This is a genomic window from Opitutia bacterium (assembly GCA_016217545.1).
Taxonomy (GTDB): Bacteria; Verrucomicrobiota; Verrucomicrobiia; order Opitutales; family Opitutaceae; genus Didemnitutus.
The window spans coordinates 482625-508303 of record JACRHT010000012.1; the positions used below are offsets into that span (position 1 = coordinate 482625).

Here is a 25679-nt window from a genome sequence, read left to right on the forward strand (position 1 = left end):
GCGGGCACGATCAGTTGGGTTTGGCGATTTGGATCGCGACGGGTTGCGCGCCCGTGCCGCCCACGGCGGCGGGCACGTAATCCTGCGCCGGCTTGCCGTCGTAGGTGACATCGCGGATGAAGTTCACGTAGCCGGTGAGCGCGGAGGCGCCGGTGTTGGGGTTCGGCGCGAGCAGGCCGTTTTCGCTGACCAGCCGCACCGTCGTGCCGCCGGCGAAGTGCACGGACTCGAGGACGAGCGTGCGCGCGCCGAGATTGACCTCCGCAAAGGCGCGGAAATCCAACGCGCGCGCGGTGAGCGTATCGTTGCCCGTGCCTTGGAAAACGCTGTGCGCCGGCGCGGTGAACGTGAGCGTGTCGAACGTCACCGGCCCGCCGGAGTCGGCCCAGAAGTTCCCGCCGAGCGCGAAGGACGTCTGCCGGATCGTGACGCCGCTCGCCCCGGAAATCGCAAAGCTGCCGCCGGGCGCATCGACGAGCGCGCGCGCCACCGACACGCTGCCGATGCGGGCGTCGAGATTCACCGCTCCGGCGACCGTCGCGTCCGCGCCGATCGGCGCATCCGCGTGGAAGATCGTGCCGTCGAGCACGACGTCGCCGCTGTGCGATTGGAGGATCACGCCGCCGCCGTGCGATTCGAAGGTGACCGCGCCGAGCGTGAACGTCTCGTCGGTGTCGAAATAGAACGTCCCGGGCCTCGCGCTCGTGAATGTCGCCGAGATGATGCCGCTGCCGGGCAGGTTCACGCGCGGGCTGAAGAACCGCAGATAGCTCACGTTGCCGAGATCCGTGAAGCGCAGCGAGCCGGTCACGTCGATCCGCTGCTTCCCGACAAGCTGGAAATCCGCCGGGCCGCCCCACGTGGCGAGGCTGAGGGTCGGCGTGGTGATCGTCAGCGTGTCGGCGAGGAGGCCGGTGAGCAACGTGTCGGATTGCGAATTGAGGAAGGTGCTCTCGCTCATCGGCACCAGCAACGGCGTGCGGAAGAGGCGCGCTTCCGGGAGCGTGGCGCTGGCGAGCGTCGTGGACGTGTTTAGCGCGAGGCGCTGCGCCCCGGTGAACTCGCCGAAGAGATGGTTGTCGGCGTCGGGACCCGCGGTCTCGATGCCGCTCACCTGCGTCTCGCTGCTGGCCGCGAACACGAGAAATCCCGTCGTGACGTAGCGGCCGAGCCCCACGGCCTTGCCTTGCGTCTGGATCGCGCGATCGATCCGCGCCTGCGAGGGCAGTGGGCGCGAGAAACCCTGGACGAGCTTCGAGCCCTTCACCTGCCGCGCGAGGTCGAACGGCACCACCGGGCCGGGCAAGCCGACGCCGCCAGCGCCGGGGCGCACGAAGGTGAGCTGGCCGGCCTCGAGCTGGAGCGCGTTGCCGGAGGCAAATTTCACCTCGGCGCGGCCTTCGAGCACGAGCAGCTTGTAGCCGCCATCGGGAGTGGTCGCGGCGATGAGCGTGGTGCCGAGCACCGTGGCGGAGGCCGACGTCGTGCGGATCGTGCCGCCGCCCTTGCCGGTCGGGGAATGGAACAACAGGCTGCCGCGGTCGAGGCGCAGCTCGCGGCCGCGCGGATCGAAGGCGAAGAGCGTGTTCGCGCCGACGCGCGTGATCGTGCCGTCCTCCGCGCGCAACTCCGCGCGCGACTCTCGCCCCGTGCGCAGGCGGTCGGGCGCGCGCAGCTCCATTTGCACGGCGGCCGGCGTCACGGCGTCCGTCGGCACGGCGATGCGGTCGACCTGATTGACGACTTCGGTGACGGTGGAGCGGTCCAACACCAGCGGCGAGGCGGACAAGACGGAGGCGGCCAGCGCGAAGAAGCAGAGGCTGGGAACGATTTTCATGACGGAGAGCGGTTTATTTTTCTTCGAGGCGGAGCGTGCCATCCCACGACGCGGGCGGGTGCGCGGCCAGCGCCTCGGCGCGTTGCGCCTGGAATGCGACCAGCTCGCGCGCTCGCGGCGCGTCGGGGGCGAGCGTGGCAAAGTTCGCTCGCGCCGCAGCGAATTCGCCGGCCTGGAGCAGCGCGACGGCTTTTTGGTAACCATTTTGCCACAATGGCTCGGGCTCGTCGGCGCGGCCGATCGGAGTGAACACCTCCACCGGCGCCGCCCGGCCCGCGAGGCCGAGACGCGCGACGGACGCGAACCGGAAACGCCCCGCGGCGAGCCGCGCGACCGGCTCGCCCACGAGCAGCGGCAGCCCGAGGTGCTTCGTCGCGCCTTCGAGGCGCGAGGCGGTGTTCACGGCGTCGCCGAGCACGCCGAACTCCATGCGACGCGGGTGGCCGATGTTGCCGACGGTGACGACGCCGTGCTGCAAACCGACGCCCATGCGCAGCGGCACGCGATCGACGCGCGCCGCCCACCCGGCGTTGAGGCGCGCGAGCGCCTCGTCCATCGCGAGCGCGGCGGCGACGGCGCGCTCCGCGTCGGCGGCCTCGCCCGCCGAATGCGTGTCGCCCCACACCGCGAGGATCGCGTCGCCGATGAATTTCTGCACCGTGCCGCCCTCCGCGAGGATGCAATCGACCGTCGCGTGCAGATACTCGTTGAGCTGCGTCACGAGTTCGGCCGCCGGCCGTTCCTCCGAGAGTCGCGTGAAGCCGCGCAAATCCGAGAACAACACCGTCACGGGCCGACGCTCGCCCCGCATGGTCGCGGCGAGCGACTCCGGCTGGCTCACGATCACCGCCGCGATCTGTTCCGAGACGTAGCTGCCGAGCAGATTCCGCAACCGCCGCCGTTCGCGCTGCTCGCCGACGTAGCGCACCGCGATGCCTCCGAGCCCCGCAGTCAACAGCGCCAGCGAGGGCGCCGCCACCGGCAACAAGCCGCCGCCCTGCAACAGCACGAGCTGCGCGACCAGCAGCCACGTCACCAGAGCGGCACTCAGGACAAGCAGCTGCCGCACCGGACCCGCGGCGCGCAAGCAGACGCCACCGGCCAACGCCGCCGCCAGCGCCACCGCCAGCCAGTCCAACCACGCGGGCAGCGCCCACAGCAGACCGCGGCCCGTGATCGATGCGATCAAGTTCGCCTGCACCTCGGCGCCGGCCATCAGACCGAACGGCGTGGCGTGGTAATCCTTGAACCGCACTTCCGACCCCGGCCCGATCACCACGATGCGATCGCGGAAGAACTCGCCGCGCGCGAGCACCGAGCCATTCCAGCGGTCGGCGAGAAAGAGGTGCTCGATCGGCACGCGGGGAATCGTCCCGCCCGGTCCGGCGTAATTGACGATGCCCCCGTGGGGCGCGGCCGGCAACGCGCCGCCTAGTGCCCGCGCCACGGCCAACGCGAACGACGGCTCGCGCGGCTCACGCCCGAACGCGTCGCCGAGCAACTCGCCCGCCGTCAGGCTCAGGCGCGTGGTGCGCACGACCTGGTCGTCGTCCGGCCAAATGTTCGCGTATCCAGTGCTCACCCGCGGCAACCCCCGCGTGAACGCCGCGCGCGGCTCGATCACCGTCACGCTGCGCTCACCCTCCAGCGTGTCGCCGACTTCGTATTGCCGCGCCAAAATCACCGGCAACGGCGCCGCGGCGAGCGCCGCCGCGAACTCCGGATCGCCGGCCGTCTCCGCCACGAAGACGATGTCGAACGCCACGGCGCGAGCCCCGGCGCGCGCGAGCTGGTCGAGCACCGCGGCGAACACCCGCCGATCCCACGGCCACGGCTGCCCCATGCGCGCGAGCACGGGCTCGCGCCGCGCGACGTCCGGCACCCGCTCCGCCAGCGAAAAACTCGACTCCTCGATGCTCACGATCACCACCGGAGGCACGTCGCGCACCGCCCCGCGCAACCGCAGCCGGAAGTCCGCCGTGTCCGCCTCCCAATGGCGGAGCCACGCCCAGGGGAGTGCGAAAAAGCCCGCCGCCGCGAACGTGCACAGCAGGATGGCACGGCGACCGAAAGACACGGAGCTGGAGCGTGGATTTCTCACGTGAATACTCGATCCATTCCCGGCTACGGCCGCTCCGCGGCAAGCGCCAACAGTGCGCAGATCTTGCTCACCGGCGGCCGCGGAGGTCTCGCTCGATCCGGCGCGCTCCGGTCCGAGGGCCCAGCGCGACGCACGGCCTGGGGATTTCCCCGCCGCCACCGCGCGTGACACAAGACGGCCTTGCCCGCGCCGTGGTTCGCAGAGACCCTGCGCTCCCGCCATGCAAAAGCACTCCTTCGACAAACGCCGCATCAAGATCCTGCTCCTCGAAGGCATCCACCCGAACGCCGTGGATGTCCTCTCCGCCAGCGGCTACTCGTCGGTGAAGTCCCTGCCCAAATCCCTCGCGGGCGACGCGCTCAAGTCCGCATTGAAGGACGTGCACTTCCTCGGCATCCGCTCCCGCACTGACATGACCGCGGAGATGCTCGAAGCCGCGCCGAAGCTCACCGCGATCGGCTGCTTCTGCATCGGCACCAACCAGGTCGATCTCGCCGCCGCCGCCAAGCGCGGCATCCCCGTTTTCAACGCGCCCTACTCGAACACCCGCAGCGTCGCCGAGCTCGTCATCGGCGAAGCCATCATGCTCCTCCGCGGCATCCCCGACAAAAACGCCCTCGTCCACCGCGGCGGCTGGTCGAAGAGCGCCGAGGGCAGCGTCGAGGTCCGCGGCAAGACGCTTGGCGTCGTCGGCTACGGCCATATCGGCACGCAAGTCAGCATCCTCGCCGAACACCTCGGCATGCGCGTGCTCTTCTACGACATCGAGGGCAAGCTCCCGCTCGGCAACGCCAAGCCCGTCCAGAAACTCTCTTCGCTCCTCGCGGAGTCCGATGTCGTCTCGTTGCACGTTCCGGAAAACGCCTCGACGAAGAACCTGATCGGCAAGGCCCAGCTCGCGCAGATGAAAAAAGGCGCGCATCTCATCAACGCCGCCCGCGGCACCGTCGTCGACATCGACGCCCTCGCCGACGCGCTCGAGAAAAAGCACCTCGGCGGCGCCGCCATCGACGTTTTTCCCGTCGAGCCCAAGGGCAACGACGAGGAATTCCTCTCGCCGCTCCGCAAGTTCGACAACGTCATCCTCACGCCGCACATCGGCGGCAGCACCATCGAGGCGCAGGCCGGCATCGGCACCGAAGTGGCCGAAAAACTCGTCCGCTACTCCGACAACGGCTCCAGCGTCACCGCGGTGAATTTCCCCGAGGTCACGCTCCCCGAGCACGCTGGCACCGGCAAATCGCGCCTGCTGCACGTGCACAAGAACATCCCCGGCGTCCTCGCGCACGTGAACGAAAAATTCTCCAAGCGCGGCGTGAACATCTCCGCGCAATACCTGCAGACCAACGAGCACATCGGTTACCTCGTCATGGACGTCGACGCCGGTGCCAGCGAGATCGCCATCGACGAACTGCAGACCGTCCCCGGCACCATCCGCGCCCGCCTGCTCTACTGAGCCGGAGCGCACGCCTCGCCACACTCTTCTGGGCAGCGCGCTCGCGCGCCGACGCGCCACCCTCGTCGATCCGAGGTGGGCGCCGTCGTCCCTGACGGCGCCGCGAACGCGCCACCGCGCCTCGTCGCCGCCGGGACGTCGGCGACCACCCCACGCAGGCGAACTGCGCTCAGTCGACCGGTCAGCGCGACCAAATCCACACGGCCGCCTGACTGGCGTGTTATCCCGCCGTGCCGCTCCGCGATTGAATAACCCCGCCGCTTCTGGCGTCCTATTCGGCATGAATCTCCGCCGCGCCCTGCCCCTGCTCGCCGTGTTGCCCGTTCTCCTGTTCGCGCAACCGCGCGATGAGCGCCGCGGCCCGCGCGTCGTGCTGTTCGAGCACCCGAACTTCCAAGGCGGCGCCATCGTCCTCTATCCCGGCCAGAGCGTGGAGAACTTCGCGCGCTGGGATTTCGACAACGGCCGTCGCGCCAACGACCGCGTCACCTCCATCCGCGTCGAGGGCGGCGCCGAGGCGATGGTCTACATCGACGCGAACTACCGCGGCGAAGCCTTGCGCGTCACGAGCGACATCCGCGACCTCTCGCGCGGCGACAACGCCATCGTCCGCTTCAACGACCAGATTTCATCCATCCGCGTCGACTTCCGCCGCGGCCCCGAACGTCCGCCCGGCGGCGGGCCGCGCCCGATGCCGATGCCCGGCATCGACCCGGAAAAAATCGTGCGCCGCTCGTTCCAAGACGTGCTCGAGCGCGAGCCGACCGACGCCGACATGCGCCGTTATCGCAGCCTCATCATCGAGCGCGGCTACGACGAGAAACGCATCCGCGAAGAACTCCGCCGCACTGAAGAATACCGCGTGCCCTACATGACCATGCGCCTCAACCGCATCTACCGCGAGGTCCTCGGACGCGACGTCGATCCGCGCGGCTTCGAAGACTATCGCAACAAGATCATCGAACACGGCTGGAACGACGACGACATCCGTCGCAGCCTGCGCAACAGCGCCGAATTCCGCAACCGCCCGCGCGTGCAGCCCGCGCCACCGCCCAACGCGGTGCAGGAGCCCGCTGCGCCCGAGCCCGCGAAGTGATCGGAGCTGGGGCGCGTTCAGCTGCCTTGTCATCGCGAGACCCGCAACGCGGGCCGTGGCGATCCCGCTGGAACTGCAGATGGAAGTCACGTTCTCGCTGCGCTCGCTAGCTGCCTCGCTGCCTACTGGGATTGCGGAATGAAGTGGCGAAGCGTGCGGTAGGGCGGGACCGCTGGGCCCGCCGAGAACGTGATGCCACCCTCGCGGCGCGCCCAGCGGTCGCGCCCTACCGGTTGTGCCGCCCTCGTCACATCTTCGGAATATCCTCCATAGTGTAGCGCAGTTCTCCGGCCTGCTCCGGGCAAGGCGGGCTGGAAGCCCGCGCGACGAAGCCCCCGTTTCCGCCCACCGTGTTTTGGCACGCTCTGGCACTGCTCCGTCAGGTCCCCGATTTATTCTCGGAGAACGCGAGGTAGCCCGGCCTCTCCGAGGACGGGTCCCAAGCACCCGCGCCCGGAGGTCCACTGACGTAACGGAGTAGTGCTAGCCGCCACCCGGCAAGCGCACGGCCGGCATGCTCGCGCCGCCGGCGCGCGGCAGCGAAAGCACGCGGGCGTTTTCCGCTTCTTGCGCGTATTGGGCGCCGAGAATCTGCACGGCACGCGCGCGCAGCCGCTCAGCCGCCGCCGCCATCTGCGCGCGCCGCTCGTCGTTGCTCAGTCCGGGAACGCTGGCCTGCTGTATCTCGAGCGGGATCGAACGCGTCAGGCGCGCGATATCCTGCATCTGGCTCGTGGTGATGCCCGGGCGCTCGGCGAAGAAGCTCCGCGCGGACGGATTGTTCATTTGGGAATTCAGCAGATACTCGCGGTAACGATCCGGACCGAGCAGGTTCTGCGTGGCCTTCTGGTAGTCGTCCCACGCCGCGAGGCCGGCCTGCATCTGCGCCGGAGACACCGGACCGCCGATCGAGCGCGGATTGGCGGCTTCATACGCCTTCTCCGCCGCGAACAAGGTGCGGAACTCCTGTTCGCTCACGTCGACGCCGTTGAGGTGCGAGCGCACTTGGTTGGCCGCATTGGAGTTGCGGAGCTCGTATTCGATTTTCTCCTCCGGTGTGAGCAAGGCGGCGATGTCGCGCTCCTGCTCCTCCTGCAAAAGTTTCTGCTGCGCGGCGATATCGCGGGCGCCCGCGGCGCCGCCGCGCTGCGACTGTTCGAACATCTCCTGACGCAGGTCGTTGTAGTCCTGCTGGATTTTCTCCAGCGCCGAGATTTTCGCCTCCGGCAGGCCGCCGAATTGCCGGCGGCGGAACGCGTCCTCCATCGGCGAGACCGGCAGGCCCGCTTCCGCGAGCAACGCGCGACGCTCCTTCTGCAGCTCGCGCATCGCGCGCTGCTGCTCCGGCGTCGGCCGCACGTTTTTCCAATACGGCACGGCGGACCAATCGAAGATGGCCTGCTGGCGGCGCATCAGCTCCTCGTTCACCAGCGATTGCATGATCGTCTTCACGAGCTGGTCCGAGAAGCCGGCGGCGCGCAGCTCGGCGGCGATCTCCCGGAGATTCGCGCCGGTGCGCGGTGCCGCGATCTTCTCGCTGAGTTTGACGGCCGCTGCAGCCAGACCGGGGGAGCCCGGCGAAGCTTTCGCGGCCGCGGGAGTGACGGACGCCGACGCCGGCGCACTGACCGCCACCGGAGTGCGACGCAGCGCGAGGAAGCCCAGCGTCGCGTTGGCGGCGACCGAGAGAGCCAGCAGGGCGAAGAGAGCGGAGCGATTCATGAGAGGAGCGGTCAGCCTTTCGGCGGGGTGGCGGCAGGCGGCGAGGAGGGACGGAAACTGGAGAATACCATGCCCGAACCTTGCTTGCGGTAAGCCTCCGCGGCGGCCGGGCCGACCAGCTTGTCGAGGCGCGCGTTCAAATCGCTCATGGTGGCCTGTAGTTTCCCAATGTCGCGGACGCCCCCGCCATCGGGTCCACGCAGGGCGGCCTGCGCTTCACCCTGGAGCTTGTAGAGTTCGTAGGTCTGCGCGGGGGTGATCGCGGGATATTTCTCCGCGAAGCGCGCGACCATGCCGTAGTTGAAATCGGCCGACTTCAGATAAGTGTTCGCCTGCGCATCGCCGAGCGTGGCACGAACCTGATCCATGTAGGCGAGTTTCTCCGGCGTGACCGTGCCGAGCGAGCCGACGAAGTTGTTGTTGTAGGGATCGCGCGCTTTCTCGAGAGCGAGGAGCGAGAGGTAGGCGTCCTCCGTCAGGTTCAGGTCGCGCAACGAGCGTTGAGCGCGCTGCGCGGCGGGCGACTGCCGGCGTTCGTATTCGGCGAATTCCTCCGGCGTCAGCGCGGCGGCGACATCGGCGAGGCGCTCTTTTTCCAGGTGCTCTTGTTCCTTGCGCCGCGCGTCGGCCTCCTCGCGCGTGATAATGCCTCCGCCCATCGTCGCGAACAGATCGTTGCGCAGGTCGTCGTAGTCGCGCTGGATGCGCAGCAGCGCGGTCACCTTGTCGTCGGGCAGATCGCCGTAATCGAGCCGGCGCTGCGTGGGATCGAGGTTCTTGACCGGCGAACCGGCGGGGCCGGCGATTTCCTCCTGCAAGCGCAGCAACTCGCGCGCGGCCTCGCTCTGGCGGCGGCGCGTCTCCTTGTTCGGCGCCATCAGCTGCCAGTGGGGCAAGCGGGCGATGTCGGCGAAGAGTTGGGCGCGCAGCGTCTCGCCGATAATGCGCCCGACGATCGCCGGTGGCACGCCGGCGGCGCGCAGATTGGCCGCGAGTTCGCGCAGGGCTTCGGGAGAGTTGCCGGGATTTTTCCAGACAAAGGGGCGCGCGGCATCGGCGGAGGTTTTCTCGGCAGCGCTAGCGGACGCGAGGGCTTCTTTCGCCGCGGCCGGTTTGGCCTGATGGTCGGGCGCAGCCACGGGCGCATTCGCCGGCGTGACGCGGATGGAGGAGAAGGCCAGCCAAGCGTTTAGTCCGACCGACGCGACGAGGAGGGCGAGGAGGATGCGGTTCATGGCGTGGGCTCCTCAGGGGCGCGGCGGCACGGGCGCGGTGGGCGTCGCGCTGCGACGGATGGTGGGCGGGTTGAAGACACGGCCGTTCTGCGTCTGGCGGAACTCCGCGGCGGCAGCGGGCCCGAGCAGGGCATCGAGCCGGCCGTTCCAACCGGCGTAGGCTGCGGTGATGGCGTCGGGCGTCGGGGTGGAGCGGAACAGGTTGTTGCGAGTTGCCTCCAGTTCCGCCTTCAGCGTGCTCACTTGGTAGGCGACCGGGGCCGTGACCTGCGGGTATTTGGCGCTGAGGTTCAGCGCGGTGCGGTAGTCGGCGTCGGTGGACGCGAGGTATTGGTAGAAGCGGTCGTCGTTCAGGACGCCTTTCACGGCGTCGTTGTAAGTCGTCTGGGCGACGCGGCGCTGTTGCATCATCTCGGGCGTGAAGACTCCCGTCGATTGCGGGCTGGCGGCGTCGAACGCCTGCCGGGCGGCGTAGAGCGCGGCGAACTCGTCGGGGCGGAGGTCGAGGTTGCGCACGGAGGTGGCGAGCTGCCGCGCGGTGTCGGAGTTGCGGAGGTCGTAGGCGGCGAGTTCGTCGGGCGTGAGGATTTTCGCGAGGTCGGCGCGCTTCTCGTCGTTGAGCAGTTTCTGCTCCTTTTGCTTGGCGGCCCATTCTTCCGCCGTGAACGCGCCGCTGCCTGTAGCGCGATACGAATCGGTCACCATCTCGGAGTAATCGCGCTCGAGGGCCGCGATGGCGTCGATCTTCGCGTCCGGCAAATCGCCGTAGCGGCGGGCGCGGGCGACGGGATCGAGCCGCGCGGAGAGCCGGCCGTCGGGGCCGGCGAATTCCGCGGCCTTCGCCTCGATGCGGCGATAGACCTCCTGCATTTCCTTGCTCTGCTCGACGGTGCGGCGCTGCCAATACGGCGCCGACGCCAGCGGACTCGCGGCGAGTTCGCGGGCGGAATAGAGCTCCTGCACGATCGAGTAGATCAATCGCGAGGGCACTCCCGCCGCGCGGAGGTCGTCGGCGAGCCGGCGAAAATCGTCGTCGCTCTTCGGCGTGCGCCAGACGAAGCCGTGCGACGTGCCGGCGGCAGCGGTGTTCTTCGCGGTCTCGGGAGCCGAGGACGCTTGCGACTCAGCCTTCGCGAGCTGAGCCGATGGGCGAGCCGCGACCATGGCGGCGGATTGCGCCGGCGAGTTTTCGGGAGCGGCCGCGCGACCGGTGCGGAAGAGCCACACGTTGCCCGCGAGCGACAGGCCGAGGAGGATGAGAAGCAATACGCGTTTCATGACAGGAGGCTCTCCCGTTGGCCCAAACGGAAGCGCGACGCAAACATGGGCGGCCGGACTTTGTCTGTCGAGAAACGGAAACGCGATTTTAGGGACCGCCGGGCAATGTCAGCCACATCGCGCCGCCGCGACGATGGAATGCCTCCAACTGCGCTGGCGTCAGCAGGGCCAGCGCCCCCTGCCGGGTCTCTTTCCGGAGTTTGGCCAAGGCGGCGTCTCGAGCGGGCGCGTCATTCCCCAATTGCCGGAGGATTTCGCCCGCGCGCATGTTCGAGTCGCGATCGATCTGCCACAATGCCACCGCGGTCGAATTCGGCAGACCGGAATCCTTCACGAACGCCTGGGCAAATCGGTAGACCGGCTCCGTGGCTTCCAGGTATTTTTCGAAGCGCTCGGGACCCAACACGCGCCGAATCTCGGCGAGTTGGGCGTCCTTGGCCTCCACGTATTTTCTCGGCCCGGACAAATCCGGCGGCCCAAGCGGGTCGAGCCGCGCGTTGAAGTGCTCCTCGGCGGCCACCAGCGCGCGAAATTCCACCTCCGACATTTCGAAGGCACTCGCGACTTGCATGACTGCCGTGCTGGCCTCGGACCGGCGAGCGACGAGGTCGTCGAGTTCTTCCGGCGTCAACAACGCCGCGAGATCGCGCTCGCGCTCTTCGCGCATGAGGCGGAGCGCGGCCCGTTGGTCCTCGCCGAAATTGTCCGCGTTTTCGCGGTTAAATTTGGCCACGAGCTCGTCGTAGTCGCGCGCGAGCTTTTCCACCTGCTCGATCTTCTCGGGCGGGATGCGGCCGTAGAGTCGCTCGCGTTGCGCATGTTCGTCCGGCACCTCCACGCCGGCGCTGCCCATGATCGCGCGCACGCGCCGCTGCTCCTGGGCATCGAGGTCGTAGATGGCTGCCATGTCGGCCGGCTTCCAATACGGCGTGGCGCGCCAAAGCCGGGCACGTCGCTCGGCGAACTCCCGGTGCACGGCGGCACGCACGATGGCTTGGACGACCTCCGCGGGAAAACCCGCCTCTTGGGCGCGTCGCACCAAATTCTTGAGCTCCGATCCTGGTCCCGCCTGAAACGCCGCAGCGAGTTCGGCGCTGGAAGCGTGCGAGCGAACGACGGCCGTCGGACTCGGCGCAGGTCCGCGGCGCGGATCGCTCGCCGGCGGCGCAAATCGAGTCATGCCCGCCCAAACCAGCAGCAGCGCATTCAGCGCGAGGGAGAAAATCAGCAGCCAACGCCCAAACGGTTTCATCACAGCAGTGCGTCGCTCGGCCCGGCACGGCGCATCACCGCAACCCTAGCGTCCGCACCTCGCCGAAGTCGAGCGTAGTGAAGTCGTCCGCGCTCACGCTGTGCGCCGCGCGCGCGGCGGCGAGGGCATGGAGCGGTTCGTCGATGGCTTCGTTCGTGAGCTGAAACGTGCCGAAGTGCATGCCGATGCTGCGCCGCGCGCCGAGCGCGAGGTGGGCGCGGATCGCCTCGTCGGGATTCAGGTGCACGGGAATCATGAACCAGCGCGGCTCGTAGGCGCCGATCGGCAGCAGCGCGAGCGCGGGCGCCCCGACGCGTTCGCGGATGGCGGCGAAGTGCGGACCCCAACCGGAATCGCCGCAAAAAAACACGTCGCCCGCCCGCGTGTGCAGCACGAAGCCGTTCCAGAGCGTGCGACAGCGATCCCACGGCGCGCGCGCGGCGAAGTGTTGCGCGGGCGTCGCGGTGACGCGCAGCGGCGGCCTCGCTGCCTCGTTCGCCGCAAGCGCCTCGAGGTGGAACGCGTTGACCTCAACGCGTTCGGAGCGGGTTGGGGTCAACTCGCTCCACCTAGTGTAGCCGGGATATATTTCCGCGCTCTGCCACCAATCGAGTTCGATCACCGGCGCGATGCCGCGCGCCTCGAGCCAGGCTTTGTTGCCGAGCGAGGTGACGAATCGCGGCCGGCGCTCGCGCGCGAGCCAGCGCAGCGTGGCGAGGTCGAGGTGGTCGTAGTGGTTGTGCGAAACGACGACGGCGTCGATCGCGGGCAGTTCCTCGAGACGCAGCGCGGGCGGGCGCACGCGTTTCGGCCCGAGCCGGCCAAACGGTCCCGCGTAGGTCGCGAAGACGGGATCGGTCAGCACGGTGAGCCCGTCGAATTGGAGCAGAAAGGTCGAGTGGCCGATGAACGTCACCGCCACGTCGCCGGGCGCGACGCGCGCGGGTAACTCGGGCCGGCGCGGCGCGGACGCGGTTTTCGGCCAGCGGTGGAATTCGTCGCCGGTGAGCTGTTGCCACCACCACTTCGGCAGCGAGGTGAAACCGAGCGCCTGCGGTTGCGGCGGCGGGTTGAAGAAGCGTTCGCCGTCGCAGTGATCGCTGACCGGGAAGCGCGGCGCGCGCGGCATGGTCAGCCGCCGTGGCCGAGCTTGGCCCGGGCCTGCTCCCAGAAATCCAGCAGCGCGCGGAAGTCCTGCTCCTTCGTGCCGCTGTGGATGATGTAGTCGTAGGTGTAGCGCTCGGCCATTTCGAGTTCGGCGCTCTGCATGCGGCGTTCGAGCTCCTCGGGCGAGACGGGGCCGCGGCCCTGGAGGCGTTCGCGGAGCACGTCCATCGAGTCGGGCGCGACGAACATCGTGACGATGCGTCCCTGCAGGCCGGGCGTCGTCTGCGCGGCGGCGCGGATGCTGCGCACGCCCTGCACGTCGATGTTCATCACGAGGCAATTCTGCTTCAGGCGCTCGAGCACGGTGGATTTTGGGGTGCCGTAGCGATATTTGCGGTGCACCCACGCCCACTCGAGAAAATCGCCGGCGGCGAGCCGCGCGTCGAACTCGGTTTCGGACAGGAAGTGGTAATCGCGACCGTCGACCTCGTTGGGTCGGGGCGGGCGCGTCGTCGCGGTGATGACGCGTTCGAAACCGGGAACCTCGCGCACGAGGCGGTCACAGAGCGTGCTTTTGCCCACACCGGCGGGTCCGGCAAGGATGAGCAACACGGTCGCACTTTGGGCCATGGCTCAGTAAGTGAAAGCGGCGGCGGCCGTGGCGAGCCCGTAAACCAGCAGAGCCGCGCCGAGCACGCGCGGGCGGCCGGGTTGTTTGAAAAGCCACTCGAAGAAGTCGCGCAGGCGGAACGGCGAGGCGGCGAGATAGAGCGCGGCGGCGAGCGCCACGTAGACGGCCGTGACCATCAGCAGGCGCTGCGGGTGCTGCCACTCCATGTAGGCGGCGTAGAGCAGCGGCTCGGCGGCGAGCAGCGTCAGGACCGACAGCCCGCGCACCGCGAGGAAGTCCGGCGCGTAGATGAAGGCCAGCACCGCGAGCGCGCCGAAGGCCATCATCACCGGCCAGGGATTCTGGAAGAAAATCAGGTCCGCCTCGCCCAGTTGCGACACGCGCCAGATGAACCACAGCGAGCCGCCACCGAAAAACAGCCACGCGCCGCGCTGCGAGCGCGGCAGGGCCTTGAGGGTGGAGCTGACGCGCGGATCACCCCACGCCAGCAACGCGCCGCAGAGCGCGAGGAAGAGACCGGGCAGGAGCGTGGCGAGGAAGAGGGACATGAAAAATCGTTCTCGTTCTCCTACTCGTTCTCGTTCTCCACAAGCTCAGAACCGTAGGAACCTGCGTCTTCCCGCACGTCGCCCGAGAAGCGAGCAATCAGCCCCGCCACGAGGGAGACAACCGCGTGGAGCAGAATCTTGCCCTCGGTCGCCTTGGTGGTGTCCAGGGTCTTTCGAGCGACCAAGACATCCAAGCACGCGGCGCACTCGACCGCCGATCCTCGGGCGATGTCGAGGTAGCGGCAGCGATCCAGGTGCGAGCGCTTGCCGTTACCCTCGGCAATATTGAGCACGATGCTGGTCGACGCTCGGTCCAGCTGATCCCGCGCGGCCAGCTTGGCCGGGAGCGACGCGAGAACCGGTTCGCACCACGCCGCAAACTTCACGGCTTCTTGGTAGGCCCGGAGTTTTTCGTGGTCGAAGGTGGGGGGCATCGAGAACGAGAAAGAGAACGAGGAACGAGAACGATCAGGACGGGACGCCCGCCAGCTCCAACTCACCGTAAAGCACGGCCGTGGATACGCGGTTGATTTTCACCGGGACCAGTTCGCCGATCAGGCGTTCGTGCGCCGGGAAATGCACGATGCGGTTGCCGCGCGTGCGGCCCATGAATTGCACGCCCTTCTTGTCCGGGCCTTCGACGAGGACTTCCTGCGTCGTGCCGAGGAGCGTGGCGTTGCGGCGGTCAGAGTTTTGCTCAAGCAGGCGCAAAAGGATCTGATTCCGCTCCTCCTTCACCTCGTCCGGAATCTGGTCGCCCATGTCGGCGGCGGGTGTGCCGGAACGGACGGAGTATTTGAAGACGTAGGCCATGTCGTAGTTGCAGGCCTCGAAGAGCGCGCGCGTCTGCTCGAAGTCCTCCGCGGTCTCGCCGGGGAAGCCGACGATGATGTCCGTCGAGAAATACATGTCGGGCCGCACGCGGCGCAGGTCGTCGACGATCTGCTTGTAGCGGTCGCGCGAGTAGGGCCGGTTCATCAGCCGCAGGATGCGGTCGCTGCCACTCTGCATCGGCAGGTGGACGTATTCGCAGAGTTTCTCGAGGCGGCCGTAGGCAGCGACGAGGTCGTCCTTGAAGCCGCGTGGGTGCGGTGAGGTGAAGCGGATGCGGCGGAGGCCGGGGATGGCGTTCACGCGTTCGAGCAATTGCACAAACGGGCTGATACCGCCCGTGTGCTCGTAGTCGCGTCGGCCGTAACTCGTCACGATCTGGCCGAGGAGCGTGATCTCACGCACGCCGCGGTCAGCGAGTTCCTCGCACTCGCGCACGATCTCGTCCATCGGCCGCGAGCGTTCGTCGCCGCGGGTCTTCGGGACGATGCAGAACGCGCAATCCATGTTGCAGCCCTGCTGAATCGAGACGAACGCCGTGACCTGCCGGTCCTCGAGGACGTGTTCGCGAATGGTGTTTTGCGAACCGGCTTCCTCGGCGATGTCGACGATGCGCGTGGGCAACACGGCACCCGCAGCCTGCGCGGCGCGGAGATTGTCGAGGTGGTCGGGGACTTGGTGAAATTTCTGCGTGCCGACGATCAGGTCGACGTCCGGCAGCGCATCGAGCAGCGCAGCGCCGCGGTTTTGCGCCATGCAGCCGAGGATGCCGATCACGAAGCGCGGGTTGCGCTTCTTCTTCTGCGCGAGGTAGCCGGCTTTGCCGATCGCCTTTTGCTCGGCCATGTCGCGGACGCTGCAGGTGTTGAGCAGCATCACGTCGGCGCTGTCCTCGTCTGCTACGATCCGGTAGCCCCGCGCGCGCAGCATCGCCGCGACAGCCTCGCTGTCGCGCTCGTTCATCTGGCAGCCATAGGTCTTGATGAAGACTCGGTTCATCCCGTGGAGGGGCCTAGCTACCCGGAACGGTGGCGCGGTCAACGCGGGAAACGTCACGCATTCGAGTTGTGCCGCGTAGCGCACCGCCTCCAAATGACGCCCGTTCGCTCCGCCATGAAAATCCTCCGCGTCCTGCCGCTGCTGTTCGTCGCCGTCGTGGCGGATGCGCAGCCGGCCAAGCCCGCGGCGGCGAAACCGGCCGCGCGACCCGACACGGAGATCGACCTCGACGCGCTCTACCAGCAGGGCAAGCAGCTCTTCGACGACTACGCGCCACCCGAGGTCAAACGGGAGTTCTATTTCCCGTCGCCGCAGGAATGGGACGCCTTCGCCACACGCCTCCAAGCTGCGCTGGATCAAAACGACCTCGCCGCCCTCGCCGCCTACGAACCCGAGGCGCGCGCGGCGCTGAAGGCGCTGCAACTCTTCCCCGACTACGCGGACTACGCCGAATGGCTGGAAGAGCGGCTCGACTACATCCAGGCCGCCAGCATCGCCGCGCGTCAGCCCGGCTACACGCTGCCGCCCAAGCCCCCGGTGTTGAAGCCCGGCCAGCGCCCGCCGGTCGCGACGCCCGACATCCCCTACTTCAACCTCTGGCTCTCGCGCCTGCGCACGCGTCCTGTGCCGGCCCGCGCGGCGCAGTTGTTGCCCATCGTGCGTGAGGCCTTTGCGGCCGAGGGCGTTCCCGCCGATCTGGCGTGGCTCGCCGAGGTCGAATCGACCTTCAATCCCTCCGCGCGCAGCCCGGCCGGTGCACGCGGGCTCTATCAATTCGTGCCTGCCACCGCCAAAAGCCTCGGCTTGAGCACGTGGTTGCCCGACGAGCGCACCGACCCCGCCAAGTCCGCCCGCGCCGCCGCGCGCTACTTGCGCATGTTGCACGGCAAGTTCGGCGACTGGCCGCTCGCCCTCGCCGCCTACAACGCCGGCGAAGGTCGCGTGCGCCGCCTGCTCGCGGCGAAAAAGGCGAATTCGTTCGCCGCCATCGCATCGAGCCTGCCGTCCGAGACGCGCATGTATGTGCCGAAGGTCCTCGCGACGCTCCAAGTCCGCGCCGGCGTCGCGCCCGCCCAGCTCGCCGCCCCGCGCGCCGGCTGAGCGCAAAAACGGCCGGCCCACTCGGGCCGGCCGGACGTAGCTCGAAAAATGCTGGGCTCTCGGCCAGCGGCCGGAACCCAGACTTTATCCAGTTAAACGGAGGTCACGGCGCGATTCTTTCGCTCGATTCCCTTTTTCGGCGGCCGGCTGATTCGAGGTTGTCTCGCTATGACACCGGCTCAAATCATCCGCCCACATGCGTCTTCGCCGCATACTTGCGCTGCTGACTTTCGTCGCCAGCGGCATCGTTTTCCACGCTGCCGAAGCGGAGGCGTTGCTCGTCGTCCTGGGTGACCAACATTCCGCCTACGACCGCACGGCGCAGGTTGTCGCGCTCGTGGATCGCCTGCGGCTGAAGACCCCCGACCTCCCCGTGGCCGTGCTGCTCAACGGCGACACGATGGAATGGGGCAACGTCATCGCCCGCCGCTCGCACGGCGCGATCGACTTCCAGATGATGCACGAACTCGCGAGCCGCGTGCCGACGTTCCTCAACCTCGGCAACCACGAGCCGGAGTTCTACGACGTCGCCGAGACGGTCAAACGCGTGCGCGCCACCGGCGTCGTGCCGCTCAGCAACCTCCGCGAACGCGGCACCGGCCGCTATTTCACCGATTTCGCCGTGCGCCTGAAACTCGGCCGCATCGACACCGTGCTCGTCGGCATCACGACGGACCGCCTCGGCACGTTCCGCGTCGCAGTGCGCCCGCAACTCGATCCCTACGATCCGGCCGTCTGGGGCCGGGCCAACCTCCCGACCCTCGCCAAACAGGGACCATTGATCGTGATGAGCCACGCAGGCCTCGATGCCGATCGCGAGCTGCTCACGGTCGTGCCCGACGGCACGCTCTTCGCCGGCGCGCACGACCATCTCCGTTTCGTCCACCAACAAGGCCGCTCCGTCTACTTCCACAGCGGCTGCTGGAACAGCCACGCCTCGCTTGTGTGGCTCCGTCGCGGCCTCGGCGGAGCGCTCCTCTGGACCGTCGAGCAAGTCGAGATCGGCCCCAACTCACCCGCCGACGTCCCGCTGGCGGAATTCATCGCCGCCACCCGCAAACGCTACGTCGAACCCGACGACCTCGCCGCCGTGGGCAAGCTCTCGCACGCTCTCTCTCCCGCCGACGCCGCCAGCTACGTCGTCGAGGCGCTGCGCGACGCCGCGCAAGTCGACGCCGCGTTCATCGGCAACACCACATTCGGCGCCGGCCTCCCCGCCGGACCGGTGTCACGCCTCGCCTTCGACGCCTGCATCCGCTTCGACGGCTCCATCTTCACCACCGAGATCGACGGCGTGCAGCTGCGCGAAATCGTCGCCCGCGCCAATCAGACGATCAACACGTCGTTTTCGGAACGCCAGAGCGGTTTCCTCGTCGCCGTCGCGCCGTCCGGCATCGCGCCGGACCGTCGCTATCGGATCGCCACGACCGATTGGGGCGCGCGGAACTCCCTCTCGTATTTCGGCGCCGCGCTGAAGTGGCAGGAAATGCCCGGCCTGAAATTAAAGCCGCTCGTCATCGCGGCCCTGCAGGCGCGCGCGCATTGAGCGCCGGCGCGCTCGTCACCGTCAGATTTCGTCCACGTAGCCGTGCTTCATCGCGTAGCGGACGAGCTCCGCGGGTTCGCGCAAGCCGAGCTTGTCCTTCAGCGACGTGAGATGGTTCTGCACCGTCTTCACGTTCATGCCGAGGTGCTGCGCGATCACCTTGGTGTTCTCGCCGCGCGCATAGCCGCGCAATACCTCGCGCTCCCGGGGCGTGAGCGGACTCGTCGCCGCGCTCTCGTTGACCACGTGCTCGGCGAGCAGCCGCGCCGCCGCCGGACAGTAATACGTCTCGCCCGCCAGCACGCGCCGCAGACCGTCGCGGAAAATGTGCAGGTCCGATCGGGTCATCACGAAACCCTGCACGCCGAGATTCGCCGCCTCGCGCACGATCGGCGCGTGTTCGCGCGCCGAGAGCATGAACCAGCGCGTCTGCGGCAACCGCGGCGACAGCCGGCGCACGACGTCGCCCCCGCGACCATCCGCGAGCAGTGAACCGACGATGACGAGGTCCGGCGCCGAGCCATCCTCCGTCAAAAGTTGCTCCGCTTGAGCGACCGAGTTGGCCTGCGCGACAATCGTCAGGCCTAGCTCCGTCGTCAGCATTTGCGCGAGCAATTGACGGACAAATCCGTGCTCGGTGACCAAGGCGATCCGTTGAGCTGACATGGACAAAATGTTGAGGAAACGGCTTTCCCGCACGGCGCCGTTTCGATGAAGGTTGAAAAAGAAACGTTACAGACCTGAGATTTCCGAGTCAGAACCACCTGTCGGCCGTGGGAATTTTCGGTAATTAAGATGGGAGAAAGTCCCGGCACTGGACCGGGCCGCCACGATGATCCGCCCCGCCAACCGCGCGCGACGACCCGGGCGATGCCCGCAACCGCACGCGCGAAACCGTCGCCCAAGTCCCCGCCGCCACGCGCACGACCGTTTCCACCCGTCCGCCGGCCACGCGCCGCTCCGGGGAATTTTATTGGCGCACCGCTGCCGCGTGCGCTTGGCTGCGCGCATGGGATTCTTCGACCGTTTCGCCGCCAAAAAACCCGCTGCGCCCGCGCCCGCCGCCAGCGCCCCCGCCGCATCGAGCGCCCCCGGAGAAACTCCCGCCGCCGCACCCGCACCCGCGCCCGCCCTCGCCGGCGGCGTCCTGCCGCAACTCGCCGCCGCCAAGGCCCGCCTCACCGCGCGCGACCTCCCCGGCGCCATGGCGATCTACGAAGCCGTCCTCGCCGCCGCCGGCGACCGCGCCGACGTGCTCCTCACCATCTCCGCCGACCTCGGCGTCCACGGCCACATCCGCGAGTTGATCGAGCTCGTCGCCCCGCGCTACGACGCCGAGCGGCACGGCCCCGGTCCCGGCCTCAATCTCCTCCAAGCCTACCTCGCGGTCCGCTCGCCCGAAGCCGCGCAGCACCTCCTCGACCTGCTCTTCTCGCTCAACAAACCCGAGCTCGAGCCACGCCTCATCGGTTTCTCCCGCGCGCTCGCCGAACTCTCCCTCGAGGAATCCGCGCCTCCTCCCGACGTTGAGGCCGGCACGAAGATCAGCCTCGTCAGCATCAGCAAACCCATCTGGTTCTACGGCCTCGAGGATCGCGCCGCCGCGCTGCTCCCGGCCAAGGAAGGCCGCGCGCGCCGCGTCGCCTTCGCCCAATGCGCGCTCCTCGGCGAGACCGACCTCATGGCCCGCGCCGCCCAGCCCGAGGACGCGCTCGGCCGCTTCACCCGCGGCCTGCCGCTGTGGTTCGCCGAGACATTTTCCGCCAGCGCCGGCTACGATCCCATCGCCGGCATCGGCCTCTTCGCCCCGCAACACTACGCGCTCTTCCCGGCCGAGTGGACCGCCGACAACATCCGCCAGCTCGACGAATCCGCGCACGGCGGCCTCGACTACGTCGTCACCTTCGGACTCAAGGCGCGCAACGCCGACTACGAACTCGTCGCCCGCATCTGGGAAGTGAAGAAATTCCGCGAGCTGAAGAAACTCGCCATCCGCTGGACCCCCGCCGACGCCAACGCCGTCCTCGCCCAATTCCACGCGCAGCTCCAAACCTACATGGAATGGAAGCCGGCCTCCAGCGGCCTCGCCTACGCCGCCCCGGCTGCGCCGCTCGACTACGTGCAGGCGCTCGGCGGCTCCCTCACGCTCTTCCTCGGCGAGAAGCAAATGCTCGCCGCCGAACAAGTCGTCGCGCCCGCCGCGCTCTTCCTCAAGGCCGCGCAAAGCAATCCCGCCGACGCCCGCGCGCAACTCGCCCTCGTCACCGCGCTCCAGCGCCTCGCCGCCCGCGGCGCCCCGCCCGACGAAGCCGCCCTCGCCCACGCCCGTGCCTGGCTCGCGAGCGAGGCGGCGGCCGCCGCCGGCGTGAGCAACCTCGCGCTCTGAGCAGCAAGGCGGCCGCGCATCCGTCTGCGCGCGGCCAACCCACCTCCGGGGTAGCGGGAGCAAGAGGCTCCCACTACTTTGCCGGTGACAAGAACCCGCGCTGCAGGCGCCGCGCTCGTATCGCCGCCGGGACGGCGGCGACCACCCGCGATCCACGCGAGCGATGCCTTGGAGTAGCGCAGGCGTCCCGCCTGCAACGAGCTTCGAAGCAGGCGAGACGCCTGCGCGCTACGATTACTTCTTCGCCACCGCGAGCTGGCCGCAGCCGGCCGCGATGTCGATGCCGCGACGCTGGCGCACCGTGCTCGGCAGGCCGTAGCCGGCGAGGATTTCCTGAAAACGTTTCGCCGCCTCGCGACCCGTCGGCGCGCCGTCGTAACCGGTCGTCGGGTTGAGCGGGATCAGATTCACCTGCGCGAGCTGGCCTTGCAGCAATCGGCCTACGGCGTGCGCGGTCTCTGGCGTGTCGTTCTTTCCCTCGATCAGTGTCCACTCGTAGAAAATTCGGCGCTGCTGCTGCGCGATGTATTCGCGGCACGCGTCCATCAACTCGTCGAGCGGCCACTTCCGCGCCGCCGGCACGAGCGCCGCGCGCTCCTCCTGCGTCGCGCCGTGCAGCGACACCGCGAGGTGGAAAGGGCGCTTCTCCTCGGCGAGGCGCCGGATGCCGGGCACAACACCGACGGTGCTGAGCGTGATTTTCTTCGCGCCGAGAGCGAGGCCGTTGGAATCGCGCAGGATGTCGATCGCTTTCATCACCGCGTCGTAATTATGCAGCGGCTCGCCCATGCCCATCAGCACGATGTTGCGCAGGCGCTCGTGGCGATCGTGCGGCGAAGCGCTGGCTGAGTCCGCGAGCGCGCCGTCCGGACCGATGCCGCGCAGCACGGCGTCGACGTGCATCGCCTGCGCGACGATTTCGCCGGCGGTGAGGTGACGCACGAAACCCATCTGGCCAGTGGCGCAAAACACGCAGCCCATCGCGCAGCCGACCTGCGAGCTGATGCACGCCGTCACTCGTCCGGTGTAGCGCATGAGCACGGTCTCGATGCGACGCCCGTCCGCGAGCTCGAGCAGGTATTTGCGGGTGAAACCGTCGCTGCTGTGCGTCTCCGCCGCCGTGGCGTGGCGCCCGAAAGTCAGTTCGCTTTCCGCCTTCGCGCGAAAACGCGCCGGCAACTCCGGCATCGCGTCCCAGTCCTCCACGCCCGCGAGATAGACGTAGCTCCACAATCGCGCGGCATGCACCGTCGGAAAACCCCAGTGCGCCGCCCGCGCGAGCAGCTCGTCGCGCGTGAAGTCGTAGAAATTGGCCGGCGTGGTCGACATCCGCGTTGACTTCTGCGCGCTCGCCGCGCCGGCGACAAGACCCGTCTGCCTCAGACACCAAACTCCGTATCACGGAGTTTGGCGGAGGGAAGAGACGCGGTTTGCCACGGCCGGGGGCACGCGTAGCTTCCGCTGCATGGCCCAACGCATCGTTCTCGCCGGCGGCACCGGATTCATCGGCGCCGCGCTCGCCCGCCGCTTCCGCGAGCGCGGGCTGGAAGTCGTGGTGTTGACTCGTTCCGCGCCGCGGCGGCGCGGTGATGGCGTGCGCGAGGTGCGCTGGAGCGGCCAAAGCACCGGCGAATGGACGCGCGAACTCGAAGGCGCGCGGGCGGTGATCAATCTCGCCGGGTCCACGATCAACTGCGTGCACACGCCGGAGAACAAGCGGCGCATCCTCGAATCGCGCCTCGACTCCGTGCGCGCGCTCGGTGCCGCGGTGCGCGCGTGCACCGTGCCGCCGGCGGTGTGGGTGCAGACGAGCGCCGTGGGCATTTACGGCAACACCGAGGCGCGCTGTCCGGAAGGCGCGCCGGTGGGCACGAGTTTCAAGGCCGACGTCTGCGTGCAATGGGAGGCGGCGTTCGCCACCGAGTGCCCGGCGAGCGTGCGCGGCGTGGTGTTGCGCGTCGGAGTCGTGCTCGGACGCAAGGCCGGCGCCTATCCGCCGCTGGCGCGCGTGACGAAGGCTTTTCTCGGCGGCGCGGCCGGCAGCGGCCGGCAGGGCATCAGCTGGATCCTGCTCGACGATCTGGAGGAGATTTTTCTCCGCGCGGTGAGCGACGATGCGATGCGCGGCGCCTACAACGCCTGTGCGCCCGAGCCGGCGAGCAACGCCGAGTTTATGCGCACGCTGCGCGAAGTGCTCGGCCGCCCGTGGGCGCCGCCAGCGCCGGTTTTTGCGATCCGACTCGTTGCGCCGCTCGTGATGAAGACCGACCCGAGCCTCGTGCTCGAAGGACAATTCGCCGTGCCCGCGCGGCTCGAAGCGGAGGGTTTCCGCTTCAAGGCGCCGCGCCTCACTTCCGCGCTGACGGCGCTGGCGGATTGAGCGCAAGGCTCGAGGTGGAGCGCATTGACCTCGATGCGTTCGGGCCGCCGAACGGGCGCGCGATTCCCAGAACGCGTTGAGGTCAACGCGTTCCACCCCGCGCGTCGCAGCGCGACGCGATCGCCGCGAGCGAGTCCGCGGGGACGCCTCGCTCTACCCGCTCAGACCGAGTATTTGCTCCGCGCCGGATCGCAGTCGGGCATGCCCTCGTAGGCGTGCACCGAGCCGGCGCTGTCGGCCCAGAGCGGCAGCTGGGTTTCGCGGACCTTTTTCGTCTGGATGATATCGTTCTGCGCTTCGGCATCGCGGCCTTGGAGCATGAGGCGGTTGAGCGCCGCGTAGGCGATGTCTTCGGGTTCAACGTGCAGCAGCTTCGCGAGCCTCAGCACGGGATGCATCTCGGCGTCTTCGAGATGGAGTTTGATGGCGGACATGGCGTCCTCCTTTCGGGGTTGGAAGCGGCAGTTTACTCCCGCGCGGGGCACGCGACTGCGCAGGGATTGCGGAATCCGGCCGCTGCCGCGTTGCCTTTTGTCCACCGCGCCGCAGCTTGGCGGCATGATGGATTGGGCGAACAGATTTCTGCAGGCGTTCATCCCGCTCTTCGTGGCGATCGACCCGATCGGCCTCGCGGCGATCTTCCTCGGGCTCGGGCAAAACCTGCCGCGCGAACGCCGCCACAAGATCGCCGACCAGGCCATCTGGACGGGCGGACTTGTCGCGCTCGGCTTCCTGTTCCTCGGCACGTCGATCTTCGCCGCGCTGGGCATTTCCGTCAGCGATTTCCAGATCGCGGGCGGACTGATCCTGTTCGTCATCGCCGCGAAAGACCTCCTCTCGTCCGCCGCGGAGAGCGAGAAACTCCCCGAGGACTTCGGCGTCGTGCCGCTCGGCATGCCGCTCATCGCCGGGCCGGCGTCGATCACCACGTTGCTCGTGCTCGCCCAAAACGCATCGGTCGGCGTCGCGGCCACGCTCGCGGCGTTGGTGGTGAACCTCGTGCTCGTGGTCCTCGCGCTGCACTACAGCGAGTGGCTGGGCCGCAAGATCGGCCCGACGGGCATGCGCGCCATCTCGAAGATCATTTCCATGCTCCTCGCCGCCATCGCCGTGTCGATGATCCGGCAGGGCTGGCGCACCTGATGAAACTCCCCGCCCTCGCTCTCGCCGCCGCGCTCCTCGTCCCCGCCATGGCCACCGAACCCGCCGCGTTGCAGGCCGTCGTCGATCGCGCCGTCGCCGACACCCGCGCGGAATTCACCGCGCCCGAGCTCAAGGCCGACCAAATCGCCGTGACCGTCGTCGATCTCCGCGGCGCGACGCCCGCGCGCGCCAGTTATCGCGGCGATGCGCGCATTTACCCGGCGAGCGTCATCAAACTCTTCTTCGCCGCCTACGCGCACCGCCTCATGGAAGATGGCAAACTCGCCGACACGCCCGAGCTGCGCCGGGGCATGCGCGACATGATCGTCGATTCCTACAACGAGGCGACGAGCTACATCGTCGACGCGATCACGGGCACCACCAGCGGTCCCGAGCTGCCGCCCGACGACTTGGCCAAGTGGAACGCCGAACGCGGCGTCGTGACGCGCTACTTCGCCGGCCTCGGCTACGCCAACGTCTACGCGCAGCGCAAACCGTGGGGCGAGGGTCCCTACGGCCGCGAAAAGCAGGACATGGAAACGCACCCGCCCGCACGAAATTATCTTTCGACCGACGACACCGCGCGCCTGCTTGTTGAAATCTCCCAGGGCCGATGCGTCTCGCCCGCGCGCTCGGCGCAAATCCTCGAGCTGATGCAACGCGATCCGTTCAAGAAGAGCGACGATCCGGATTCGCAGGACGTCGGCTTCACCGGCCCCGCACTGTCGCCCGGCATGAAACTCTGGGCAAAGGCCGGCTGGGTCAGCTGGGCGCGCCACGACGCCGCGCTCATCGAACTGCCCGACGGCGGCCGCGTGGTGATCGTGACGTTCACCGACGGACGCGAGCACGCCAACAACCGCAAGATCATCGCCGCCGTCGCCCGCCGCGTGCTGACGAATTTGCCGTGAACGCGACCGCCGCGCGAGCCGCAGATTAAGGTAGGGGCCGTTGCCCACAACGGCCCTTGGAGAAGCGCTTCGGCGGCACAAGCGAGGGCGCTTGAGGGCAAGCGCCCCTAGCATACGAA

General features: G+C 68.3%; 22 protein-coding genes. 8 read left to right on the top strand and 14 right to left on the bottom strand.

What is annotated here, in order from left to right:
• Positions 1–10 precede the first annotated feature (10 nt).
• Positions 11–1837, bottom strand: a complete 1827-nt coding sequence (locus tag HZA32_08995; protein MBI5424214.1) for a FecR domain-containing protein — start codon at positions 1835–1837, stop codon at positions 11–13.
• Between the two features lie 13 nt (positions 1838–1850).
• Positions 1851–3914, bottom strand: a complete 2064-nt coding sequence (locus tag HZA32_09000; GenBank protein MBI5424215.1) for an adenylate/guanylate cyclase domain-containing protein — start codon at positions 3912–3914, stop codon at positions 1851–1853.
• 244 nt (positions 3915–4158) lie between these two features.
• Between HZA32_09000 and serA the strand changes: the two genes are divergently transcribed.
• Positions 4159–5394, top strand: coding sequence for a phosphoglycerate dehydrogenase (gene serA / locus HZA32_09005; GenBank protein ID MBI5424216.1), 1236 nt, complete (start codon positions 4159–4161; stop codon positions 5392–5394).
• A gap of 280 nt (positions 5395–5674) precedes the next feature.
• Complete coding sequence (locus tag HZA32_09010) at positions 5675–6490, top strand: hypothetical protein (protein MBI5424217.1); 816 nt, start codon at positions 5675–5677, stop codon at positions 6488–6490.
• Between the two features lie 483 nt (positions 6491–6973).
• Here HZA32_09010 and HZA32_09015 read toward each other — a convergent pair whose 3' ends face one another.
• The 9 genes from HZA32_09015 to miaB all read right to left on the bottom strand — a co-directional run bounded on the left by HZA32_09015 (position 6974) and on the right by miaB (position 16093).
• Positions 6974–8212 carry a hypothetical protein gene (locus HZA32_09015; GenBank protein ID MBI5424218.1) on the bottom strand — a complete coding sequence of 413 codons (1239 nt, stop codon included), beginning with the start codon at positions 8210–8212 and terminating at the stop codon, positions 6974–6976.
• 11 nt (positions 8213–8223) lie between these two features.
• Complete coding sequence (locus tag HZA32_09020; GenBank protein ID MBI5424219.1) at positions 8224–9447, bottom strand: hypothetical protein; 1224 nt, start codon at positions 9445–9447, stop codon at positions 8224–8226.
• A gap of 12 nt (positions 9448–9459) precedes the next feature.
• Positions 9460–10725 (bottom strand): hypothetical protein, encoded by a 1266-nt coding sequence (locus tag HZA32_09025; protein MBI5424220.1) that lies wholly within the window; start codon positions 10723–10725, stop codon positions 9460–9462.
• Positions 10726–10813: 88 nt separating this feature from the next.
• On the bottom strand, positions 10814–11977 hold the full coding sequence (locus HZA32_09030; GenBank protein ID MBI5424221.1) for a hypothetical protein: 1164 nt from the start codon (positions 11975–11977) through the stop codon (positions 10814–10816).
• A 34-nt stretch (positions 11978–12011) separates the two neighbouring features.
• A complete protein-coding gene (locus HZA32_09035; GenBank protein MBI5424222.1) occupies positions 12012–13106 on the bottom strand; it encodes an MBL fold metallo-hydrolase in 1095 nt (364 codons plus the stop codon).
• 2 nt (positions 13107–13108) lie between these two features.
• Entirely contained in the window at positions 13109–13714 is a 606-nt protein-coding gene (gmk, locus tag HZA32_09040) for a guanylate kinase (protein ID MBI5424223.1), read from the bottom strand.
• A 3-nt stretch (positions 13715–13717) separates the two neighbouring features.
• Positions 13718–14263: a hypothetical protein gene (locus tag HZA32_09045; protein MBI5424224.1), complete on the bottom strand. Its 546-nt coding sequence runs from the start codon at positions 14261–14263 to the stop codon at positions 13718–13720.
• Positions 14264–14283: 20 nt separating this feature from the next.
• Positions 14284–14697: a four helix bundle protein gene (locus HZA32_09050; GenBank protein MBI5424225.1), complete on the bottom strand. Its 414-nt coding sequence runs from the start codon at positions 14695–14697 to the stop codon at positions 14284–14286.
• A gap of 34 nt (positions 14698–14731) precedes the next feature.
• On the bottom strand, positions 14732–16093 hold the full coding sequence (miaB, locus tag HZA32_09055) for a tRNA (N6-isopentenyl adenosine(37)-C2)-methylthiotransferase MiaB (GenBank protein ID MBI5424226.1): 1362 nt from the start codon (positions 16091–16093) through the stop codon (positions 14732–14734).
• A gap of 114 nt (positions 16094–16207) precedes the next feature.
• Here miaB and HZA32_09060 point away from each other — a divergent pair, with 114 nt between their 5' ends.
• The gene (locus HZA32_09060) at positions 16208–17194 is read left to right on the top strand and encodes a transglycosylase SLT domain-containing protein (GenBank protein ID MBI5424227.1); all 987 of its coding nucleotides are present in this window, start codon (positions 16208–16210) and stop codon (positions 17192–17194) included.
• A 196-nt stretch (positions 17195–17390) separates the two neighbouring features.
• On the top strand, positions 17391–18740 hold the full coding sequence (locus HZA32_09065) for a metallophosphoesterase (protein ID MBI5424228.1): 1350 nt from the start codon (positions 17391–17393) through the stop codon (positions 18738–18740).
• Positions 18741–18761: 21 nt separating this feature from the next.
• Here HZA32_09065 and HZA32_09070 read toward each other — a convergent pair whose 3' ends face one another.
• Entirely contained in the window at positions 18762–19406 is a 645-nt protein-coding gene (locus tag HZA32_09070) for a response regulator transcription factor (protein MBI5424229.1), read from the bottom strand.
• Positions 19407–19749: 343 nt separating this feature from the next.
• On the opposite strand from HZA32_09070, the gene HZA32_09075 reads away from it, so the two are divergent.
• Entirely contained in the window at positions 19750–21126 is a 1377-nt protein-coding gene (locus HZA32_09075) for a hypothetical protein (protein ID MBI5424230.1), read from the top strand.
• 234 nt (positions 21127–21360) lie between these two features.
• Here the strand turns inward: HZA32_09075 and rlmN are convergent, their stop codons facing one another.
• Positions 21361–22455, bottom strand: a complete 1095-nt coding sequence (rlmN, locus tag HZA32_09080; protein ID MBI5424231.1) for a 23S rRNA (adenine(2503)-C(2))-methyltransferase RlmN — start codon at positions 22453–22455, stop codon at positions 21361–21363.
• Positions 22456–22603: 148 nt separating this feature from the next.
• Here rlmN and HZA32_09085 point away from each other — a divergent pair, with 148 nt between their 5' ends.
• Complete coding sequence (locus HZA32_09085) at positions 22604–23506, top strand: TIGR01777 family protein (protein MBI5424232.1); 903 nt, start codon at positions 22604–22606, stop codon at positions 23504–23506.
• 161 nt (positions 23507–23667) lie between these two features.
• On the opposite strand, the gene HZA32_09090 is transcribed toward HZA32_09085, so the two are convergent.
• Positions 23668–23940: a hypothetical protein gene (locus tag HZA32_09090; protein ID MBI5424233.1), complete on the bottom strand. Its 273-nt coding sequence runs from the start codon at positions 23938–23940 to the stop codon at positions 23668–23670.
• Positions 23941–24064: 124 nt separating this feature from the next.
• On the opposite strand from HZA32_09090, the gene HZA32_09095 reads away from it, so the two are divergent.
• Positions 24065–24649, top strand: a complete 585-nt coding sequence (locus tag HZA32_09095) for a MarC family protein (GenBank protein MBI5424234.1) — start codon at positions 24065–24067, stop codon at positions 24647–24649.
• Positions 24649–25560, top strand: coding sequence for a serine hydrolase (locus HZA32_09100; GenBank protein MBI5424235.1), 912 nt, complete (start codon positions 24649–24651; stop codon positions 25558–25560). The genes HZA32_09095 and HZA32_09100 overlap by 1 nt, the downstream gene beginning before the upstream one ends.
• The last annotated feature ends 119 nt before the right edge of the window (positions 25561–25679 follow it).

What these genes read in the sequence shown, in the direction of transcription:
- HZA32_09035 (MBI5424222.1), bottom strand. Translation starts at nt 13,106, where the DNA reads ATGCCGCGCGCGCCGCGCTTCCCGGTCAGCGATCACTGCGACGGCGAA.
- HZA32_09070 (MBI5424229.1), bottom strand. Translation starts at nt 19,406, where the DNA reads ATGTCAGCTCAACGGATCGCCTTGGTCACCGAGCACGGATTTGTCCGT.
- HZA32_09065 (MBI5424228.1), top strand. Translation starts at nt 17,391, where the DNA reads ATGCGTCTTCGCCGCATACTTGCGCTGCTGACTTTCGTCGCCAGCGGC.
- HZA32_09060 (MBI5424227.1), top strand. Translation starts at nt 16,208, where the DNA reads ATGAAAATCCTCCGCGTCCTGCCGCTGCTGTTCGTCGCCGTCGTGGCG.
- HZA32_09050 (MBI5424225.1), bottom strand. Translation starts at nt 14,697, where the DNA reads ATGCCCCCCACCTTCGACCACGAAAAACTCCGGGCCTACCAAGAAGCC.
- HZA32_09010 (MBI5424217.1), top strand. Translation starts at nt 5,675, where the DNA reads ATGAATCTCCGCCGCGCCCTGCCCCTGCTCGCCGTGTTGCCCGTTCTC.
- HZA32_09075 (MBI5424230.1), top strand. Translation starts at nt 19,750, where the DNA reads ATGGGATTCTTCGACCGTTTCGCCGCCAAAAAACCCGCTGCGCCCGCG.
- HZA32_09025 (MBI5424220.1), bottom strand. Translation starts at nt 10,725, where the DNA reads ATGAAACGCGTATTGCTTCTCATCCTCCTCGGCCTGTCGCTCGCGGGC.
- rlmN (MBI5424231.1), bottom strand. Translation starts at nt 22,455, where the DNA reads ATGTCGACCACGCCGGCCAATTTCTACGACTTCACGCGCGACGAGCTG.
- HZA32_09020 (MBI5424219.1), bottom strand. Translation starts at nt 9,447, where the DNA reads ATGAACCGCATCCTCCTCGCCCTCCTCGTCGCGTCGGTCGGACTAAAC.
- HZA32_09015 (MBI5424218.1), bottom strand. Translation starts at nt 8,212, where the DNA reads ATGAATCGCTCCGCTCTCTTCGCCCTGCTGGCTCTCTCGGTCGCCGCC.
- miaB (MBI5424226.1), bottom strand. Translation starts at nt 16,093, where the DNA reads ATGAACCGAGTCTTCATCAAGACCTATGGCTGCCAGATGAACGAGCGC.
- gmk (MBI5424223.1), bottom strand. Translation starts at nt 13,714, where the DNA reads ATGGCCCAAAGTGCGACCGTGTTGCTCATCCTTGCCGGACCCGCCGGT.
- HZA32_09045 (MBI5424224.1), bottom strand. Translation starts at nt 14,263, where the DNA reads ATGTCCCTCTTCCTCGCCACGCTCCTGCCCGGTCTCTTCCTCGCGCTC.
- HZA32_09090 (MBI5424233.1), bottom strand. Translation starts at nt 23,940, where the DNA reads ATGTCCGCCATCAAACTCCATCTCGAAGACGCCGAGATGCATCCCGTG.
- HZA32_08995 (MBI5424214.1), bottom strand. Translation starts at nt 1,837, where the DNA reads ATGAAAATCGTTCCCAGCCTCTGCTTCTTCGCGCTGGCCGCCTCCGTC.
- HZA32_09100 (MBI5424235.1), top strand. Translation starts at nt 24,649, where the DNA reads ATGAAACTCCCCGCCCTCGCTCTCGCCGCCGCGCTCCTCGTCCCCGCC.
- serA (MBI5424216.1), top strand. Translation starts at nt 4,159, where the DNA reads ATGCAAAAGCACTCCTTCGACAAACGCCGCATCAAGATCCTGCTCCTC.
- HZA32_09030 (MBI5424221.1), bottom strand. Translation starts at nt 11,977, where the DNA reads ATGAAACCGTTTGGGCGTTGGCTGCTGATTTTCTCCCTCGCGCTGAAT.
- HZA32_09095 (MBI5424234.1), top strand. Translation starts at nt 24,065, where the DNA reads ATGATGGATTGGGCGAACAGATTTCTGCAGGCGTTCATCCCGCTCTTC.